Here is an 18414-nt window from a genome sequence, read left to right on the forward strand (position 1 = left end):
AACGCACGGAGATCATCCGCAGTGCCGTCCAACCCCGCCTGGATCCTGCCCGGCAACGTGGTCAACGAGTCCCGGACCCCCGCGGCCATGATCTGGTTCGCCAGCACCCGCACCTCGGTGTCCGAGGCGGTCTCGAGGTCAACCGTGACAAGCTCGCGAATATCCGTGTACACGATCGCTTGGCAGGATGTTTCGGTGAGCACGGTGGATCTGGTTTGAGCCACCGCCGATGTCGCCGGGGCCAGGAAGGCCAGTGCCAGGAGGACGCCAGCCGCAATCTTCAGTCGCATGTGGACTACTCTTTCCCCTCACTCACGTGAACGATCTTCAGTGCGAAACATACAAGGTTTCCGACAGCCGCATGGGCCCGTCGGTTGGCGGAGCGCAGCCCCGGAGCAGCAGTCCCAGCCACTTCGCTGCGTACGAACGGCAAGCCGGCAGTAGTGGTACCCACGCATGAGTCGCACTGGTCATCGGGCGCCAGGTCCGAGAGGTGCGTCACGCGTCGATCATCGCAGTCGGGCACGCCCGTGCGAACAGCAAAACAACGGTGCGGGCCGCCTCTGGGCGGCCCGCACCGTTGTCTGCCGGAATGCTGGTGGGTGGGAGTTCCTGGGCTACAGGTCGGCCTTCGTCACGCGGGAGGATTCGTACGTCGTGGAGGCCTGGGGGGTGCCCGGCACGATGGAGACGTCCTTGACCAGCATGCCGGTCTTGGCGTCGATGGTCAGCACCTCGCTGCCCCCATGTCGTCGAGTCCCCGGGCCATAGCCAGCACGTTCACGACGTGGCCGTACTGCTTCAGGGTCGGCGCGGTCACGTCGCCTCGGAAGCGGGTGGCTTGGATCTCCTCCATGCCGTCCTCCCACTGGTCCTGAGCAAACCGGAGGAGTTGCAGGGCGCTGAAGGCCGCCTTCTCGACGTACGGTGTGGTTTCGGACTTGCCCATGTCGTGATGATGGCGGCTGGGCCGCACGCGATCCAGCCAGTTCTCGTCAATGCCGAACGTGATGCCGCCCGCACGGCGAGCCGGGTGGCGCCGTCATGCGCCGCCTTGATGAACGCAAAGCGGGCAGATCGGTACGGCTTAGCCGCCTGAGCCAAGGCTCGCCGACTCAAGCGTCCGGGTGCATATGAGGCAGCCAAAGTGCCCGCCGTAGGTGGTCTCAGCCAGTTGGTCGCTCTCGTCGTAGTCGTCGGTCTGCCTGGTGCCGGCGGGGGTGGTGCGGTTCTGCGGTAGCCCAGTTGCGGGCTCGCCCGCTTCCAGCGCTGCGCGAGCTTCGCGAGAAGGTACCAGCGTCGTTGCGTGACTTCTGTGTACTGATGACCGATGGCAGAAACGCCGCTACCGAGGTCGACTCCGGTCTTGACGCCCTGTCCCACCTGACCGCGTACGCCGATACCGAGAAGCCGACCCTCCAGGAACGCGGCCACGTCCTTCTCACCGCGGGCCGGCAGGCCGGAGGCGCCGAACATGATCATTCGGTGACGAAAGCCCGCGAAGCGCCGCCACATCGCGGCCGCAGGTGTCCAATTCGGCGGCGCGGGCATCGGCAGGTCAGTGATCCTGCTCTTGAACCATTACAACCAGGGACGCACGTCCACGCCAGCCCCGCCCTGTCACGGGGGTACTGCCATCCACCCTGTACACACGCCTGCCAACAGGGGCCTCCGCGGCCCCGGCGTCGGCAGGGTGGGGGCGACGTGGTGCCACGTCTCAAGGACGTGGCACCACTAGCGCCGTTGCCGAAGCTCCGCCAGCCGGGCAGCAACCTACCTTGGAGACCGCCGGCGGCGATACTGCCGAATCTCCTCCCCGAGGGCACCTCCCATGGCCACGGTAAAGAGGCTCCAGATAAGCAACCCCACACTGAAGGTCTTCTCGTTGATCCGCGTTATTACACTCACGCCACCCCAGATGGCCAACGCCGTGTATACCAACATCCAGATTAGAGGGCGACGCCGGCGAGCAGGTTCTACCATCTCCACCTTCCCCCGCCGGGCCTCGTGCCAGACTTTCGGGCGTTCCGACAGTTATTCATGTACGGACTGCAGCTTGGGTGACTGGCACTGCCAGAAAATACGTCCCGCCAGAACCTGCCGGCGGTTTTCGAATCCTGCCAGACTTGCTCCGCGCCCGTTGCGACGCCAGCACATTTGGCAGCTGCACTCCATCCCGGGCGGCAGGTCCTCCACCAACTCTTGACACCCATCCGGCCGGCCCGGTAGACGCGCTTCAAAGAGCGGTGCTTTTTGTAGGACTTGTAGCCCCAGCGCCCGTAGCGGAAGGCACCCTTTGCCGCCGTCCCTCCCCAGACGGTGAAAGCCAGACTACCCGTCGCCCAGAGACCCTCTCGAATACTGTCCTTTGGCCGGCATTCTGATCTCCAGACCTGCCAACACTTGCCAGTCACGTCTGATCGATTCACGGGGTCGGCGCATGCGTAGTCGTACGCGCTGCAACCTGGGCGCCCAGCGGCAGATCAGTGCGGTGAGGGAGGTCGCCCGTGGTGCAGTTCCGTCTCGTAGTGGTCCACCGTCTGGTCGAAGTTCAATAAGGCGGCCTGTGCGGCGGGATCCACGACGGCGGCCTGCGGTGTGTCGCTGGCGAAGCCGATGATGGCGGCCATCGACTCCCAGAACGTAAGAAACGTTGATCTGCACCGTGTCTCCGGATTCGCCGTCACTGTCGCGGCGCATCAGGGAGGCCATCCGAAAATCCGGTATCGCCCGCAATCCGGGCAGGACCGGGGTGCGGAAGTGCTCCTCGTACCAGCGGGCGCCGTCCGCGGTGCCGTGGTGCGGCAGGCGACGGTGTCCCATGGTTCCTAAGGCGACCGCTCGGCCAAACCCCGGAGTTATCGTGTCCAAACGGACCTCACGGATCCCGTGATCGACGCGGCCAGCACAGACTCGGCGGCCCTGAACACGCGGGTAGATGTCCAGCCACGGCTGTACCGGCGAGACCCGTACCGACGCCCTCGACACGGGGCATCTGAGCAGGTCATCGGTGCTGTTGTCCGGCGCGCACCGCTACCGGAACGGCCTCGGCCCGACGCCCGTACCGCTACCGAGCGGTACGGACCAGCGCCGGGAGACGGCAAAGAACCTCGGTCTGAGTGAAGAGCCTCGGCCTTGGACCGAAACCCAAGCAATGCCAGATGAAGACCGAGGCGCCGGAGAGTACCTGCAGATCGAGCGATCGGACCGACATCGCTGGTCCGGACGGGACTGTCGAGCATTCGAGGGAGAGCCCATGAACTACAGCAGCAAGGCAAGGATCGCCGCGGCGGTAATGGTCGCCGCGTGGACGTTGGCCGTACCGACGTCAGCCAGTGCCGCGGAAACCAGCATCACCGGCGCCACAGCGTACGACTGGGACTACGGCCACCGGGTGACGGTCTGCGATAACGCGCAGGACGGCCGGAAGGTCATGTCGGAGTTCTACCGGAACGACAACGACTACGACAACGTCCAGGAAGCGGCCGGCTCAGGGAACTGTGAGGACTCCTCCTACGGCTCCAGCCTGGTCGACCGACTCAACGCCTGCCGTACCGGCTGGGGCGGCATCGGTTGGAGCTGCGGCAACTGGCGGTACACCGGCAATTAGTCAGCACCGGCGGCAGGCGGCGGCCGGTCCCGCCGCCTGCCGCTCCGACGATAGGATCTAGATGTCCAGATTGTTTCGACACCTCGCACTGGCCCTGGGCGCCGCGGTCAGCGTTGCATCAATGTGGCTTGTGCTTGGTGGCTACGATGTCGACGCGGCTCGGCTGGAGCGACTCGACCGGCGGACTCCGGTCGCGGCGAGCGACAATGCTACCGCCACTGCATGGTACGGAGAGACTGCCGATATCGCCGACGGGCGACAGTTCTCCGCCATCGCTCTCATTCCCCTCGACGATACGGCGGTGCCTCCGCCGGGTCTTCCACACTGGCCCGAGCCGGGTGAGACGTGGATGTCCCCGGCGGCCGCAGAAATCGATCACGGCGTCCTGCGCACGCGGTTCGGTCGCTTCGGGGGGTTTATCGGCACGGATGGCCTGGCCGACCCGGAGGAGCTGTTCGTCTACTACCGACCATCCACTCCAGTGGTGGCCGGTAGTCGGTGGATACGGGTCGCCGGCTGGGGATCGGACACACATTACCTGTGGATCAGCACCTCTCACGATCGGTCGCCAGGCGTTTTGGCGGCGCTCGTGATGGGGCTGCTCGGTGTACCGGTCCTGGTGCTGGCCGCGCTCGCCGGGCGAACGAGGCCGATGCGCACCCGCGACCGTCCGTCGACTGTCGTGGTGGCGCGTCAACTCGCTGCTACTGCGGCTACCGCGGCGGCTGGTGCCGCGGTAGCAGTGGCGTGGTTCTGGTGGATGATCCGCGACGGTGGCAGTCTGCCGGTGACCGGATACCGGTTCGCCTCCGCCGATGTCGACCACAGCGCCGGTCGGGTCGCGATGCTCATGGCCGGCGCGACAGTGGGTGTCACCGTGATCGCCGTCGGAGTTCAGGTGTGGAGCCTGTGCCGGCCTCAGGGCAGGCGGGCGCCACGGCGCATCCGTGGGTCCGAGGAGGCATCAGCGCGGCTCGGACGGTTCAGAGTGCTCTCGATGTGGGGATCGGTGACGCTCGTGCTCGGTGCCTTCGGCCTGCCGTTGGCGGAGTGGGTCCTCATCCTCGCCTGCATCGCGCTGCTGGCCTCCATCCCGATCACGGTGGCTCGCCGCACCAGGGGATTCGCACGATGGTCCCGCGGGATGGCCGGCCCGCTCCGGTGGACGGTGGCTCCTCTGGCTTCCCGATGGTGGCTGCACAACTCACGACGCCTGGCCGGGTTTGCGGCCGCGTTGGCGGTCACCGTCACGCTACCCACGTACGCGCTGGTGACGATGACGCGCACCGATGGCGAACTCGGCCGAGCGCTCGCCGTGCAGTCGTCCGTCGGGTACCGCGTCATCCAGGTCGACGGTCTCGGCTCCACCGCACAGACCGCACGATTCGTCGATCGCGTCGGCGCCGACCGGGTGCTACGTGTCCTGGATGACGGCGCGGTGCTTGCCGGAACCTGCCCGGCACTCACCCAGTTGGGCAGCCGAAGTGCGGCCTGCCCATCGGTGCCGACGCCGTTCGCGACGACGTACATCAGTGCGAGCCAGTTCGGTCAGGCGCTGGCAAGGTTGGGGATGATTCAGCAGAGCGAGCAGGGCACCCGGGTGTCGACCATGACCGAGGTCGGCGTGGTGCGAGCTGTGCTGGTGTTGAACGAGGACGGCGAGGCTGGATACCGGGAGATCATCCATGCGGCATTTGCCACTCTTCCGTTGCCGGCGGTGAGTCTTCCCGGTCAGCAGTGGCTCGGTGCGGTCCAACAATCCCGTGACGACGCCGGCTGGCTGGGCATGATGAGCGTCCTCGCAGTGGCGCTGGTGAGTGCTGGGGGCGTGCTCGACGCAGCCGCCGGCCTGCGGATGCGTTGGCGATCTCATGGTGCCACGACCCGAGATCGGCTCGCGGCGTCAGCGGTCGCCAGCTGGGCGCTTCTCCCGCCGTTTCTCGCCGTGAGCATTCTGGCGGCCGGCGTGGCGGCCCTTGTGGCCTTCGCGCTGCGAGGCGTGTACGGCTCCGGTGACGTCCCGGTAGCCGTCCTGGCCGCCGGACCCGCGACGACGATGACCGTGGCGTTTGTGGTTTGCGGGCTCTACGCGCTGCACCGACCGGCAATTGACCGGACACGATCCGCCCCGGAAGCCGGGCGGGGCCGTCGGTGACCGGCGCTAGCCAGGGCCGCCAAGCCGACCGTCGATCACTGAGCGCAGGTGGTGCTGGTCTGCCTCTTGGCAGGCGCTCATGGCTCGCTGGTACAGCAGTCGGGCGGTCTCGGGCTCTCCACGGGCCGCAGCCGCGTCACCCAGGCCGCACAACGGATAGACCACGCCGTAACGGTCGCTGGCCTGCTCGAACAGGTCCAGGGACTGTCGGTAGTGCGCGTCGGCTTCCTGGAGCCGGCCCAGTTGAAGGTAGACCAGACCAAGACTGTCGAGCGTGAACGCAGCGCCGTGCTGATTGTCGATCGATTTCTGCAGGTCCAGCGCCCGGACGAGTGGATCGAGCGCCTCGTCGTATCGGCCGAGCTCGGCGAGCGTAAAACCGTAGGTGTTGAGCCCGTGCGCTTGGTCCGCCGCTGTGCCGTGGGCGGCGCACAGATCGGCCTGTCGCTGCGCGTGCACGAGTGCCTCGGTGTGGCGGTTCGCCCGGGCCAGGGCCACGGAGACGGCACCGTACACCGCGGCCTCGGCGATGGGCAGCCTGGCGTCGCGGTAGATCGCGGCGGCGCGCAGACCAGCCTCGCCGGCGTTGTCGGCGTCACCGAGGTAGGCGTGAGCTCGGGTCATCCCGTACTCGGCAAGCCCCTCACCGAGCCGGTCGCCCCGGCGCCGCGCGGCCACCACGGCGATCCGGTGCGCGGCGAGAGCATCACCCCACCTCCCGGTGCGCTGCTGAAAGTCTTCTAGGCTGCTGGCGATCCGAGCAGGGTGCGGCGTGACCCCGGGATCGTCAGACGCCGCTGCCAGGGACACGCTGGCCAGGAGCGCACGGTATTCGGCGGCGAACCATGACATGGCCGGTTCCTTACCAGGGAACGATTCGGCGATCACGCCGGGCGCCAGTGTGGGCAGCGGCAGTGTTCTGCGGAACCTGTCGAGTTGCGCTGTGGCAGCCGTGGCGGTGTGCAGGTAGTGGTCGAGCAGACGACGCAGCGCTGCCGGCGTGTCGGGGTCGGCGGTCGCCTGCTCATGCGCGAACGTGCGAAGCAGGTCGTGGAAGCCGAACCTGCCCGGCCCGACCTCGTGCAGCAGGTGGACCTCGACAAGTTCGCGCAGGGCTGCCGTGACGCTGTCCACCGGTGTCCCAGTCAGGCTGACGGCGACGGCGACGGCGACAGTGTCGCCGGGACATATGCCGAGCAGTCGGAACAACCGTGCCGCTGGGATCCGCAGCTGCCGGTAGGACCACATGAAGACGGTCCGTATGTCGGTCGTTATGTCGGAGCCGACGAACGGATCGAGGTGCTCCTCGGCGCCAGCCAGGGTGTCGGCTACCTGGGCCAGCGTGCGCCACCCGTCGGCGACAGCGCGTGCGGCGGCGATTGCCAGAGCCAGCGGCAGGCCGGCACACCGGTCGATAACCTGCTCCACGGCGGCCGGCTCCTGCTCGAGCCGCACCGGTCCAAGGCGGGCGGCAAGCAGGCTCCGGGCATCCGCGCGAGGGAGCACGTCGATCGTGAGCGGTACGGCTCCCTCCCGGGCGACCAGCCCTGAAAGGTTGTTGCGGCTCGTCACGAGGACGATGCATCCTGGCGTCGCGGGCAGCAGTGGCCGGATCTGGGCAGCGTCGCGCGCATTGTCGAGCAGCACCAGGACACGACGACCGGCCATGACGCTGCGGTACAACGCTGCGCAGGCGTCCACCCCGGTCGGCACCCGGTGTGCGGGCACTCCGAGGCCGTCGAGCAGGGTCCGAACCGCCTCGCCGGTGGTAACAGCGTCGTCGAGCGGACCGAAGCCATGCAGATTGATGTAGAGCTGACCGTCAGGAAACCGGTGGGCGACCCGGTGGGCCCAATGCACGGCGAGCGCCGTCTTGCCGACCCCGGCAGTGCCGGACAGCGCGATGATGACGACAGTGCCGGACGCGGTGGCGGAATTGCCGACATGGTTGTCGAGCTGAACAAGCATCTCCGCGCGACCCGCGAAACCCCGGACGTCAACGGGAAGCTGCGCCGGCGGCACCAGTGGACCGGCGGAATCTTCCTGTGTCCCACGCCGACCGGCGCGCCGAGCCCCGTCAGTGCCAGCAGCCGCGACGGCACGGAAGTTCTGGTCGGCGGCCGGCGATGCGGGCTCGTGGTCGGACGCGCGGACAGATTTTCGCGGCGACGCCGACCGGCCGTCGAGCGCCGTAGGTGTGGTCTCCGTGCGCGCCGGGCTCTGCGCGCCTCGTAGCAGCTCAACGTAGGCCGCGTTCAGGAACGGGCCCGGGTCGACACCCAACTGCTCCCGCAGCACCGCCGCTCGATCGTGGTAGACGGTGATCGCCTCGGCCTGCCGACCGTCACCGGCCAGCGCGGTCATCAGCAGGCCGGTGGCGCGTTCGCGCAGTGGAAGCGCATCAGCGAGTGCCCGCAACTCCGGAATAAGCTGCCGATGTCGACCGAGACGCAACTCGATCTCGGTGCACTCTTCGATGGCCGTGAGCCGCAGTTCCTCGAGACGTGTCGCATGGCGCTCGATCACACTGCCAGGGAGGCCGGCTAGCGGTTGTCCACGCCACAACCGCAACGCCGCTCGGAACTCTTCAACGGCGCGAACGGGATCGCCGCGCGATGCGAACTCTCGAGCATTGAGGACCATGCCCGAGAACTGGTGAAGGTCAACTTGGCGTTCGCTGACCGAGAGTCGGTAGCCGACGCTGTCGGTGTGCAGCAGGTCCGCCGTCGTGATGCCGAGTGCGCGGCGGACCTGGAAGACGGCAGTCTGGATCTGCTTCCGTGCCGTCGCTGGGGGATCACCGTCCCAGAGAAGGTCGGCGAGTTCGTTGACGACGACCGTTCGCCCGGCCTGCAGCAGCAGGCCAGCCAACAGCAATTGACTGCGGGTGCCGCCCACCGTCAGCGGGCGTCCCTCGACCCGCACGTCGAGCGATCCGAGAATACCGAAGTACATTGGCTCACCCCATGATTGCTGCGCCGGCCACATCTTATCGAAGATGATCCGTACGGAGTGTGCCTCGTTCGACCCGAGCCCGCTGGTCAGGCAGGATGTGATGCCAGGGCATGCGCTGGGACCAACGTGGGGCGCGCAGCGGTATTCGCAGACCGACGAAGTAGTGCTCGGCCTGTACGCGATCGGCCTCTCCGGCCTCCTCATCGACGCACTGCTGCGCACCACGAGGACCTGCTTGTTCTGTGGCGCGGTCGAAGCTGACCCGCGCCTCTCCACTCTTTCAGAAGGGACGCATCGCGCAGACCGCTCTGTTCCCAATGTATGCCGCACATACGGCGAAGCCCGTTACCGGTGACTCCGGTAACGGGCTCCTGACCTGCACAAACTGAGAGTGGGCGATGCTGATGTCGAACCAGCGACCTCTTCGGTGTGAAACAGGACGCCACACCGACTTTGACCTGCGGAAACGTGGAGCCACAGGATGGGGTGGGTGCAGTTGAGCGCCGTTCGATGCCGTTGGGCGCAGTTCAAGGGCGTTGAGGGCACCCCGCTGCTCCCAACCTGCTCCCCACACGGGGCTCACACCAGCCCGTCGGCCGATCGGGATCTGCCGGCCCGGTGCGGTTGGCACCAGCGCTGGCTCCCGCAGCCGCCCCTGAGGGGCCGCCCACCCGACCGCAGTGCGGCACAGGATCGCCTCGCCGGACGGCCTGCACACTAGAGGCGTGATCAGACTGCGGTTGTACAGGGCCCGTGAACGGCAGCGCCTCATCGATCCTGCCGATCTCGAGGTCACCTACGTCGCGGTCGAACCCGAGACCACACCGGTCTTCGAGCACGACGGCGTGATGGTGTGGGTCAGCGACCCCGACCACTGCCGGGTCGAACGGCGCGTCCACGGCCAGGATCTTCACCTGGTCGAGTCCGGCACGAACATCCTGCCCCGCGCCCGTGGCTTGGAGATACTGCGGGCGCCCGGGGAGGACTACCGCTGGGTGCACTCCTTGGACTGGCGCTGGGGCGCAGGCGAATACCTCGACCGCGACCGTATCGAGGCGATCGTCGACCGTGCCGTCGACATGGAACCGTGGGCGGTGCCGGAGGGGCCGGTTGGCCTGGTGCATCTGTCCCACCTGATGTGGTTCCACAACGGCGCGATGGCCAACGGCGCCGCGTGGCCGCTGGACGACTGCGCCGCCGAGCAGATCGCCGCGTTCGCCGCAGCCGCGATCTACTTCGAACTCGACGACATCGCCGACCTGATCGGCCGCCTCGAAGCAGATGACGCGCTCAGCCACGAGTACTGGGACCTCAGCAGTCCGTTCGGCGAGGATGCCTCGCTAATCCGCGACGCGCTCCGATGCAAACTCGTCGAGGCTCCGGAGGACTGGGGCTAGCGATAGGCACGTCCCTGCAGGCGATAAGCGTGCCGGCTTGTAGATGCCATAAGGCCATAGTCGCCATAAAAATTGTTCAGTACGGGCGAGCCGCCAATCGGACGCACAACTGTGCGAGCCGAACCAAACTGGCAGGCAAGGCATCCGTTAGGTGCCAAGGCCACAGTCCGCGACCCCACAAAGAACCGGTTAATCAACCTACAGCAAATGACTCGATGTCGCCCAGAGCATCCTCAGCGGTTCCCGATAGCCTCAAATCAGTCAACAACTGCTCCAGGACAGCGACCGACTTGATGTCGATGGCTCCATGGATTCGTGCCACATGACCAAGGCAGGTTACCGCCAGCCGTCGAATTTGCCATTCGTTCCCGGGCTCTATTGCTGCACGAAGCAGGGCTTCGACCCATGACCGGTCGGGATCGTAGTACGCCAGGGCCAGCAGGGCGTCCAACGCGGAGCTCATGTCGCCACCGTGGAACGCCACCAACTTGGATGCCCGCCATTCAGCATTCGCTTCTACGTGCTCACTCAACGCACAATTGCCCCATTCTTAATAGCTCGTGACAAGGCATTGCGAGCCCTCTGCATTCCGGGCGCGGTAGCAAATCGCTTCGCACATGACCATGGTAGATGTCGCTCTCCCCGCCGGGGTGGTGTACCCACATGCCCTAGTTCCGTTTCTGTCTAGAAGAACGACCTGGCCGTTCGACATTCCGACGCGACGTTCCGAGGTCGGCTTCACTTGAACTGAATTGTCTAGAGCCGCTTGCCCGCCAAGTGGTTCTGCACTGTTGGCACCACGACCGCTGTTGACGGTTTTAGTTCCATGGAGGAGCTACTCAACCACGACGTCAAGCAGCATGCGGCACAAGCGCGTCCGACCAGCCCTACGGGCCTGACCACCGCAGTCAGCCGGAACTTGCCCGTCGGCAATAAGGGCCATCCGTTCGCTTGTCCGCGGACGGCGGTATTTCACTCAACCACGAACTGGGTCGAGGTGGTATCCCCGCTCGTCCGATCGCGGCCGACTACCACCCAGCTGCCGATCGTCCAGCCGGCCCTCCAGGTGAAGGAAACGACCGCCCTGCCATCCTGCGCTGGCGTCTCGCCGCCGCTGTACACGAGGTCGCACGGCCCGTCCTCCAACTGGGGACAAACGCCCGACGAGCCCCGTTCGACAGGATGGACCTCGATATCAACGAACGAATCGGGAGTTCCCCCCTGCATGCTTATAGATATTTCCATTGTTTGTGCAACAAATCGCGCAGGCGACGCCGCCAATTCCAGTCCTCTTGAGTCAGCGACGGGAGGAACTTTGGGCTCCGGTTTGACGTCAAGGCTGGCAGCCGGCGGCGTTGACCGTGCAACCTGTGGCGATCGTGACGGAGATGTCTTCTCGCGCGCCATAGTACGCGATGCTTGAGGCGAGGGCGGCGCGGCGCTTTGACTTGAATAATGTGAAGGCTCAGACGGCGCAGTTGGACTTGGCGAGGACAGGAATCCAGGTAGCGACTCGCCAGTCAAGAATCCGGCGATGCCGAATGTGTCTGCGACGAAACTGTACACCCCGGCGGACACAAGGATGGCGGTTACGATCCAACGCCGTCGCCGCGATGCAGCCGGCCCAGGGGCTCCTGCTGTAGCCATCCTACGTCTCTCCCACTACACGATGAGGGCCGGGCTTAGACGCTACTTCGCACCCGAAGACTTGGACTATACTAAGTGGCGCTTTCAACCTGGCCGGACAGGCTGCTGTGGTGGCGAAAAGGGTTGAGGCCAGCGGCTCCTGGTTGGTCATGTCTTCGGTCCAGACGACAGGATCACAAATCGGAACAAAGGAGTCAGGGCATGGTCTACGACGCGCCGCTGGAGCGGGACTTCCTCGATCTTCGGGTATCCGGTGGCCAGCCCTCGATACCGTTTGAGGCGGTTTATACCGCATTCGGCGGCGTGGCGTTGTCGATAGACCTCGGGGTCGAAGCGGGTGGCCGGCCGCCCGCGGAGCCCTCGGGCCGTCGGTGGGCGTCCTGATCGACTTTGCTGGGGATGGATGCCTTGATCCCCCGGCGGTGTAGGTAGGTCCGGTTGGCGAGGCGGTCAACCGTGCCCACGCGAAGATCCGCGCCTGCGGCGAGCGAGCCATCGCCATGCTCAAGACCTGGAAAGTCCAGGTCAAGCTGCGCTGCTGCCCACGCTGAGCCAACGCGATCGTGCAGGCCATCGTGGTCCTGCATCACGTTGAGCCAACTGGCACGCAGGATGAAAATGGCTCACTCTACTCAGGACTCGACGCCAGCATGGGTCCACGACCGAACGACCGCCCGTCGGACCGCGCCCCAAGCTCTCCATCGCTGCAGCCCAAGAAGCCGCCGACCCGGTCCAGGTCCTGGAAGGGTGCGTCCAGAGCACGCCTGCCCAGGTCATCGCGGCGAGCGCCGCAGACCGCTGCTCCCAACGTAAGCGGCACATGCAGCAAAGCCCGCTACCTGCGACTCCGGTAACGGGCTTCTGACCTGCACAAACTGAGAGTGGGCGATGCTGGTATCGAACCAGCGACCTCTTCGGTGTGAAACAGGACGCCGCACCGACTCTGACCTGCGGAAACGTGGAGCCGCAGGCAGGGGTGGGTGCCATTGACCGCCGTTCGACGCCGTTGGACGCAGTTCAAGGCCGTTCAAGGCACCCCGCTGCTCCCAACCTGCTCCCCCCAAACCGGGCTCGCACCGGGCCGCCGACCGATCGTGAGTTGCCGGCCCGGTACCTTGATTGGCGCCAGCGCTGGCTCCCGCAACCGCAGCGGTCCATCTGGAGACACGCCCACGATCGCCGCGCCTGGTCAGGGTATGACCAACTTTTCAGGGCAGTACCTGGGATGTCAGCCGATATGAGCTACCCCCGTTTTCATGGAGCTTCGTAATCATGGTCTGATGGCCATGGGGAGGAAGTTTCTGTGGCGGCACCGAAGAAGTACCCCGATGAGCTGCGTCAACGCGCTGTGCGTTTGTACCGCGAGTCGGACCCAAAGCCGGCGATCCGGCGCCTGGCTGAGCAACTTGGTGTGCATCACGAGGCGCTCAGGAACTGGATCCGGCAGGCCGAGGCCGACGCGGGTGAGCGCGACGATCGGCCCAGCAGCGACATGGTGGCCGAGAATCGCCGGTTGGTGAAGGAGAACGCGGAGCTTCGCCGGGCGAATGAGATCTTGAAGGCGGCGAGTGCGTATTTCGCGGCGGAGCTCGACCCGACCCGGCGACGGTCATGAGGTTCATCCATGAACACCGTGACCAGTTCGCGGTCGCGCTCCTACTACGGGTCCTCAACATCGGCGCCTCGACGTACTACGCGTGGGTGAAGCAGGCCGAGCACCCCTGCGACCGCGACGTGGTCGACCTGGGCCTGCTGTCGAACATCCACGAGATCTGGGAGACATCGGGGCGCACCTACGGCGCGGACCGGGTCCACCGGCAGCTACGCCGTGACGGCATCCACGTCGGCCGCAAACGGGTGGAGCGGCTGATGGCCGGCCAGGGTTGGCAGGGGGCGTTCCTGCGACGCGGCTGGCGCGGCGGCTCCACGCGGCAGGACCCCCGGCACACGCCGGCGCCGGATCTGGTCAACCGGCAGTTCAGCGCGACCGGGCCGAACCGGCTGTGGGTCGCCGACGCCACGCGCATCCCCTGCGGTGAAGGCGTGTTCTGGCTGGCCGCGGTCCGCGATGTGTTCTCCCGCCGCATCGTCGGGTGGAAGACGTCTGACCGCTGCGACACCGACCTGATCCTCGCCGCCCTCGAATACGGCATCTGGTCGCGCGACGTCCGCGACGGCCAGCTGATCCACCACTCAGATCGCGGGTCGAACTACACGTCGTTCCGCTTCGCGCAACGCTTACAGGACAACGGGATCCTGCCCTCGATGGGTTCCGTCGGCGACTCCTACGACAACGCCCTGATGGAGAACTTCCGGTCAACGTTGAAGATCGAACTCGTCTACCGCACAAGCTGGCGGACCCGCGACGAGGCCGAGAACGCGATCTTCGCCTACATCGACGGCTGGTATAACACCCGCCGCATCCAGAAAGAACTGGGCGACCTCAGCCCCGACGAGTACGAGACCGCCTGGCATCACCAACAGACCAACCTGACCGAGCCAGATATCGTCACCCCTGCACCAACCGGCAGCAGGTAACCACCCCTCCATCAAAGCGGGGGAAGCTCAATAGGACGACCAGCGATCTCCCAGGCGAAAACACGCCCACGCTGGTGGACAGGGTGAACCAGGCGGTCGTAGGTAGCCATGTGGCGATCGCCTAGGTCGACCCTTCGACGGGCCAGCGCTTCGAATGCCACGATGGCTAGGTCCATTTCCCACCCGTCGTAGTCGTACCCAAAGATCAAGACAGCTTTCCGCCCTGGAAGTGCCGAACTCGCCAGTTTGTCGCAATCGGTGAGTGCGCTCCGGTGCGCGGGGTAAGGCGACAACACACGGGTGAGCATGTTGTCGTTCGGCTTTCCGTTGTCGCCAAACAGCCGCAGCATCTTGGCTTCGATCGCCCAATCCCACGCCGAAGGCGATCCCAGGCACCAGTCACAGCGTTGCCGGCCGGGTCCAGGGTAAGGAACATCAAGGCTGTATTCCTGGTAGGCGGGGTCTAGGGCGACGAGTTCCTCGGCGACGAGCCGCAACGTGTGCCGCTCGGTGTGGGGGCCAATGCCCGGCTGGTATGCCCGCCCTGTGGAGCTGACGGCCTGGGGGCGTCGGGCGTCGGTCTCTCGTAGGGCAGTTGCGAAGTCCGCAACCAGCTGCGGCAAATTGATCATCAGGGAATGATGCCACTCCTCAGGCCGCTCTCCACCGCAAGCGAGAATCGCACTCTAAGCGATGTCTCGTTCTAGCTGCGGCGCCGCCGGGGCTACGATCCACCGTGCAGCTAGTGAGCTCGGAGTTGGGTGAGTCCGCAGCCTTGGGGGCTGCCTTCCCAGGTCGTCTCGCTGATGACGTGCAGAAGGCATTGGCAGTCCTACCGTCGGCACCGCACGCGCCGACGTCGCGGTTCCGTGTGCTGGTCGATGGTGAGCCGGTCCTGATTCCATACCGGATCTACTCCGACGAGCCGTCTGTTGCCGCAGAGGCGGCGCTGTCTGCCACCCAGCGGGCGGTGCTGGATTGCCTGTACACCCGACACCACGATGGCCGGGTAAGGCAGCGGCGGCTAGAGAGGGTGGTCGGCTTGATCCAACCGTGGGTGGCGCCGTTCCTGGTGCAGTTGGTGGGCGAATACGTGGACGAGATTCTGCTGGTCATTCGGCGAGTACTCACGCCGGAGATGGTTGTTCCAAACAGTCCGACGGACTCCGTCTACGGGCGATTTGCCGCCGAGAACCCGGCGTTCGTGGCGCTCACCGGCGAGCGGGTTGCCAGCTACTGGGACTGTTACCACCGTCGGCGCTACCCCACGCTGATCGACTACCCCGGGCACGCCGTGATGGCAGCGCTGCGGGCGGCGGCAAAGCGGCACGCCGTCTCGGACGGTGATGCACGTTAGCCGACGCGCCCCGACGCGATGTCGCACGCAGTCGTCATCAACGATGATCGCGTGTAGGTGATCGCAGCATCGCGTCCGGAGTGGATCTATCTGTTCACTGGGCTTCGGCGGCCCCGCGCTGGCTGCCTCTCAGTGGGCCTGGGCGGCGGTAGAAGCGCAACTGTGCAGGCATATCAGGCTCGCTGATGGACGACTCCTGCTGGATGATGTGCGGGTGGACAGGCCGAGCAGTGAGGCGCAGTTGAGTGAGGTGGGTTGGTTCTCCGTGCGGTGTGTCTTCCGCGTCGGGTCCGATCCGAAGGGTCAGTCGTACGAGGAAAGGCTGACGCTGTGGCGTGCGGAGAGTTTCGACCAAGCGATCACGCTTGCAGAGGCCGAGGCGCTCGGGTACGCGGCTGACCGGACAGACACGATTTTCGCGGGACTCGCTCAGGCGTACCGAATGTTCGACGCCCCGGGACATGGAGCGGAGATCTTCTCACTGATCAGGGATAGCGAGCTGAACCCGCAGGCATACCTGACGGCGTACTTCGATACCGGCCAGGAGAGACAAGGAGACGTCCGCGCGGTATCCGACGAGAGGTGCCGCCCCTGAGCAGCCTTGCTGCTCATTTCGCTCCGCCCAGTCCTCCACGCTCAGCACCTCCCGATGCTTCAGGAGGTGATCCCGATTCAGCCGGAACCACGTGGTCAGTTTTCAGGCGGCGCCGTCACCCGCTGCTCCCAACCTGCTTCCCCAACCGGGCTGGCACCGGGCCGCCCACCGATCGTGAGCTGCCAGCCCGGTGCCTTGGTTGGCACCAGCGCTGACTCCCGTAGTCGCATCGGTCGACCGGGGAGCCACGCCCACGGTCACCGCGCCTTGTCAGCGGCAGAAGCGGATGCCTGCGGGGTTCAGCCGCGGCTGGCGTACAGGTACACGGTGACTGCATCGGGTGCGTCCAGGTTGACCAGGAGCGCTCGACGTGTGCCCTCTGCCGTGGGTTGCTCCTCGTCGAGGCCGGAGATGGTCTTGGCGGTTTCGGGGTCCCACAGGTTGCCGCCACCGACGTTGTGCTTGGCGTCGACTGCCCGAAGCCCCGGCGCGAGAGCCGTTGTGAAATTCGCCGCGGCGACGAAGGCGTCGAGTTCGGTGCGCGGCATGCGGACCTTCGCCGAGAGCTGGGTTTCCAAGCCGTTGCTGTACGCGGCGGTGAGCAGCACGCTGCCGGGCGGCAGGGTCACGTGAGCGACGGCTTCCACCTGGGCCGCGCTGGCGACCTCTGGCTTGGACTGTACCGGGAGCAGGTCTATGTCATTGCTGTCGACAGACAGCCCCGCCACACCGCACGCGATCAGCGACAGAAGCAGGCTGATGCACCCAAGCACGAGTGCGGCCGTGCCACTCTGGTTGCGCGTCCTCGGCGCAGCGGTCTCGATCATGGCCAGCACGATACGGCGCGCGCCTCATCGGCATGTGCGGACGCCGCCCGCCTACCGCTTCCGCGGCGTGCGCCAAGGCTGGCACCTTCGAGTCCGTCTCGAAGGGGCCAACGCAGAGGACACACTGATTGCAGGTGGGATCGGAGCCCTTCCAACCTGCTCCCCACGGCCCCGACCATTACCATCGCCTTCTCGGATGCCGCGCCTTATCAGTGCATGGCAGGCTGTTCGGCATGGGCCCTGCCGACAATCGTCCCCATCTGACGCTACGGATCAACAACGGCCTGCTCCTCGTGCGGGATGGTGTCGGCACTTGGCTAATCCATGGCGCTGCCGACGGGTTGGTCTACCCGGCCGGGGACCGGCTGGTGTGGCTGTTGCCTCTGCTGGAGCGGACCCCGAGCGACGTCAGTGCGGAGCTGTCTGACGTGCCTGTCGCCGACACACCGCTTCCCGCTCTCGTGCGGTTCGCGCTCACCGCATGGGGAAGCTACTGGCCGACACTGGCACTCGATTGGTTGGACGCCGGCTGGCCTACCCGGGATCTGCGCGACGTACTGGCCGACATGAAGGACTCGCGCGAACTCTCCCAGCCGCTTCGCGACCGAGCACTTCGCCTCTGGCACGCCTCGGCAAATGCCTGACGGCCTGACAATCCCGGAATCTCGGAGCCTCCTCGACCAACGCCGGCCCTACACGGCGCCGCCCGCCGAGTACTCATGGTGGCGGCGGTAGCCACCGAATTCACAGCGACGGCGAGCACTCCGCGGCCGATGAGGATTCTGATCGCCGTCGTGGGACGTGGCCTCGGCATGGGCATCAGAGTCAACGCGAGCGTTCGAGGCTCTCACGACGGTCTGTTCCTCTATGTCATCGAGGACCTTGAGCGTGGGGAGCTTCTCGGCGGGATCGAGTGGGTCGGCGTCGAGGAGGCCGATCCCGATGAGCTTCCATCGCCCGAACTGCTTGATATTCAATCTGTTTGATTCGCCAGCCAACCAGCTCGCTTATCGCATGAGCGAACGCACTTGATCTTATTTCCGCCCCCTCACGCTTGCTCGCCACGCGACGCCGTCGACGGCGTAGTCGCTATCCGCGGCAGAGAGTCACGACGTGGCGGCGGCCGGATGCGCTGTCTGAACATGGCACCTCACAGGCGGTGTCACCTCCGCGATCGGTTCGATGACTCCGGCAGAGTACGGTGTCGAACCGACTGTAGGGGGCGTCATGATCGAGGTGCCTGTTCAGCGGATCTTTGTCGACGCCGCGTGAAAACTGACCCCGTGGTTCCGGTTGAATTTTGACCCCCTCCGGAAGCATCGGGAGGTGCTGA

General features: G+C 65.8%; 16 protein-coding genes and 3 pseudogenes. 11 read left to right on the forward strand and 8 right to left on the reverse strand.

Features of this window, described 5'->3' with window-relative positions; genetic code table 11:
* From ACLQ29_RS11660 to ACLQ29_RS11670, 3 genes and pseudogenes are all read right to left on the reverse strand, one after another.
* A pseudogene (locus tag ACLQ29_RS11660) lies at positions 1 to 290 on the reverse strand (cell wall anchor protein); the annotation flags it as partial.
* Between the two features lie 437 nt (positions 291 to 727).
* Entirely contained in the window at positions 728 to 949 is a 222-nt protein-coding gene (locus ACLQ29_RS11665; RefSeq protein WP_425771623.1) for a hypothetical protein, read from the reverse strand.
* A 1534-nt stretch (positions 950 to 2483) separates the two neighbouring features.
* Positions 2484 to 2630, reverse strand: coding sequence for a hypothetical protein (locus ACLQ29_RS11670; protein ID WP_425771624.1), 147 nt, complete (start codon positions 2628 to 2630; stop codon positions 2484 to 2486).
* 626 nt (positions 2631 to 3256) lie between these two features.
* Here ACLQ29_RS11670 and ACLQ29_RS11675 point away from each other — a divergent pair.
* Entirely contained in the window at positions 3257 to 3610 is a 354-nt protein-coding gene (locus tag ACLQ29_RS11675) for a hypothetical protein (protein ID WP_425771625.1), read from the forward strand.
* Between the two features lie 61 nt (positions 3611 to 3671).
* Positions 3672 to 5765, forward strand: coding sequence for a hypothetical protein (locus tag ACLQ29_RS11680; protein WP_425771626.1), 2094 nt, complete (start codon positions 3672 to 3674; stop codon positions 5763 to 5765).
* Positions 5766 to 5771: 6 nt separating this feature from the next.
* Here ACLQ29_RS11680 and ACLQ29_RS11685 read toward each other — a convergent pair whose 3' ends face one another.
* Positions 5772 to 8720: an AfsR/SARP family transcriptional regulator gene (locus ACLQ29_RS11685; RefSeq protein WP_425771627.1), complete on the reverse strand. Its 2949-nt coding sequence runs from the start codon at positions 8718 to 8720 to the stop codon at positions 5772 to 5774.
* Between the two features lie 43 nt (positions 8721 to 8763).
* On the opposite strand from ACLQ29_RS11685, the gene ACLQ29_RS11690 reads away from it, so the two are divergent.
* Together ACLQ29_RS11690 and ACLQ29_RS11695 are read left to right on the forward strand one after the other, a co-directional pair.
* The gene (locus ACLQ29_RS11690; protein WP_425771628.1) at positions 8764 to 9075 is read left to right on the forward strand and encodes a hypothetical protein; all 312 of its coding nucleotides are present in this window, start codon (positions 8764 to 8766) and stop codon (positions 9073 to 9075) included.
* Between the two features lie 325 nt (positions 9076 to 9400).
* On the forward strand, positions 9401 to 10117 hold the full coding sequence (locus ACLQ29_RS11695; protein ID WP_425771629.1) for a hypothetical protein: 717 nt from the start codon (positions 9401 to 9403) through the stop codon (positions 10115 to 10117).
* 193 nt (positions 10118 to 10310) lie between these two features.
* On the opposite strand, the gene ACLQ29_RS11700 is transcribed toward ACLQ29_RS11695, so the two are convergent.
* Positions 10311 to 10580 carry a hypothetical protein gene (locus ACLQ29_RS11700; protein ID WP_425771630.1) on the reverse strand — a complete coding sequence of 90 codons (270 nt, stop codon included), beginning with the start codon at positions 10578 to 10580 and terminating at the stop codon, positions 10311 to 10313.
* 1331 nt (positions 10581 to 11911) lie between these two features.
* Positions 11912 to 12204, reverse strand: a pseudogene (locus tag ACLQ29_RS11705) (hypothetical protein); the annotation flags it as partial.
* A 3-nt stretch (positions 12205 to 12207) separates the two neighbouring features.
* Between ACLQ29_RS11705 and ACLQ29_RS11710 the strand changes: the two are divergent.
* From ACLQ29_RS11710 to ACLQ29_RS11720, 3 genes and pseudogenes are all read left to right on the forward strand, one after another.
* A pseudogene (locus tag ACLQ29_RS11710) lies at positions 12208 to 12312 on the forward strand (IS5/IS1182 family transposase); the annotation flags it as partial.
* 755 nt (positions 12313 to 13067) lie between these two features.
* A complete protein-coding gene (locus ACLQ29_RS11715; protein WP_425771631.1) occupies positions 13068 to 13379 on the forward strand; it encodes a transposase in 312 nt (103 codons plus the stop codon).
* Positions 13376 to 14302, forward strand: coding sequence for an IS3 family transposase (locus tag ACLQ29_RS11720; RefSeq protein ID WP_425771632.1), 927 nt, complete (start codon positions 13376 to 13378; stop codon positions 14300 to 14302). Before ACLQ29_RS11715 ends, ACLQ29_RS11720 begins: the two co-directional genes overlap by 4 nt.
* An 11-nt stretch (positions 14303 to 14313) precedes the next feature.
* Here the strand turns inward: ACLQ29_RS11720 and ACLQ29_RS11725 are convergent, their stop codons facing one another.
* The gene (locus ACLQ29_RS11725) at positions 14314 to 14934 is read right to left on the reverse strand and encodes a hypothetical protein (RefSeq protein WP_425771633.1); all 621 of its coding nucleotides are present in this window, start codon (positions 14932 to 14934) and stop codon (positions 14314 to 14316) included.
* A 179-nt stretch (positions 14935 to 15113) separates the two neighbouring features.
* Here ACLQ29_RS11725 and ACLQ29_RS11730 point away from each other — a divergent pair, with 179 nt between their 5' ends.
* Both ACLQ29_RS11730 and ACLQ29_RS11735 read left to right on the forward strand, forming a co-directional pair.
* On the forward strand, positions 15114 to 15659 hold the full coding sequence (locus tag ACLQ29_RS11730) for a hypothetical protein (protein ID WP_425771634.1): 546 nt from the start codon (positions 15114 to 15116) through the stop codon (positions 15657 to 15659).
* 214 nt (positions 15660 to 15873) lie between these two features.
* On the forward strand, positions 15874 to 16254 hold the full coding sequence (locus ACLQ29_RS11735; RefSeq protein WP_425771635.1) for a hypothetical protein: 381 nt from the start codon (positions 15874 to 15876) through the stop codon (positions 16252 to 16254).
* 299 nt (positions 16255 to 16553) lie between these two features.
* Here ACLQ29_RS11735 and ACLQ29_RS11740 read toward each other — a convergent pair whose 3' ends face one another.
* Complete coding sequence (locus tag ACLQ29_RS11740; protein WP_425771636.1) at positions 16554 to 17081, reverse strand: hypothetical protein; 528 nt, start codon at positions 17079 to 17081, stop codon at positions 16554 to 16556.
* A 233-nt stretch (positions 17082 to 17314) separates the two neighbouring features.
* Here ACLQ29_RS11740 and ACLQ29_RS11745 point away from each other — a divergent pair, with 233 nt between their 5' ends.
* Both ACLQ29_RS11745 and ACLQ29_RS11750 read left to right on the forward strand, forming a co-directional pair.
* Entirely contained in the window at positions 17315 to 17725 is a 411-nt protein-coding gene (locus ACLQ29_RS11745; protein ID WP_425771637.1) for a hypothetical protein, read from the forward strand.
* A 129-nt stretch (positions 17726 to 17854) separates the two neighbouring features.
* Positions 17855 to 18067: a hypothetical protein gene (locus ACLQ29_RS11750; protein WP_425771638.1), complete on the forward strand. Its 213-nt coding sequence runs from the start codon at positions 17855 to 17857 to the stop codon at positions 18065 to 18067.
* Positions 18068 to 18414 lie beyond the last annotated feature (347 nt).

Origin of the sequence: Micromonospora sp. DT228, from assembly GCF_049841595.1 — a bacterium.
Lineage (GTDB): Bacteria > Actinomycetota > Actinomycetes > Mycobacteriales > Micromonosporaceae > Micromonospora.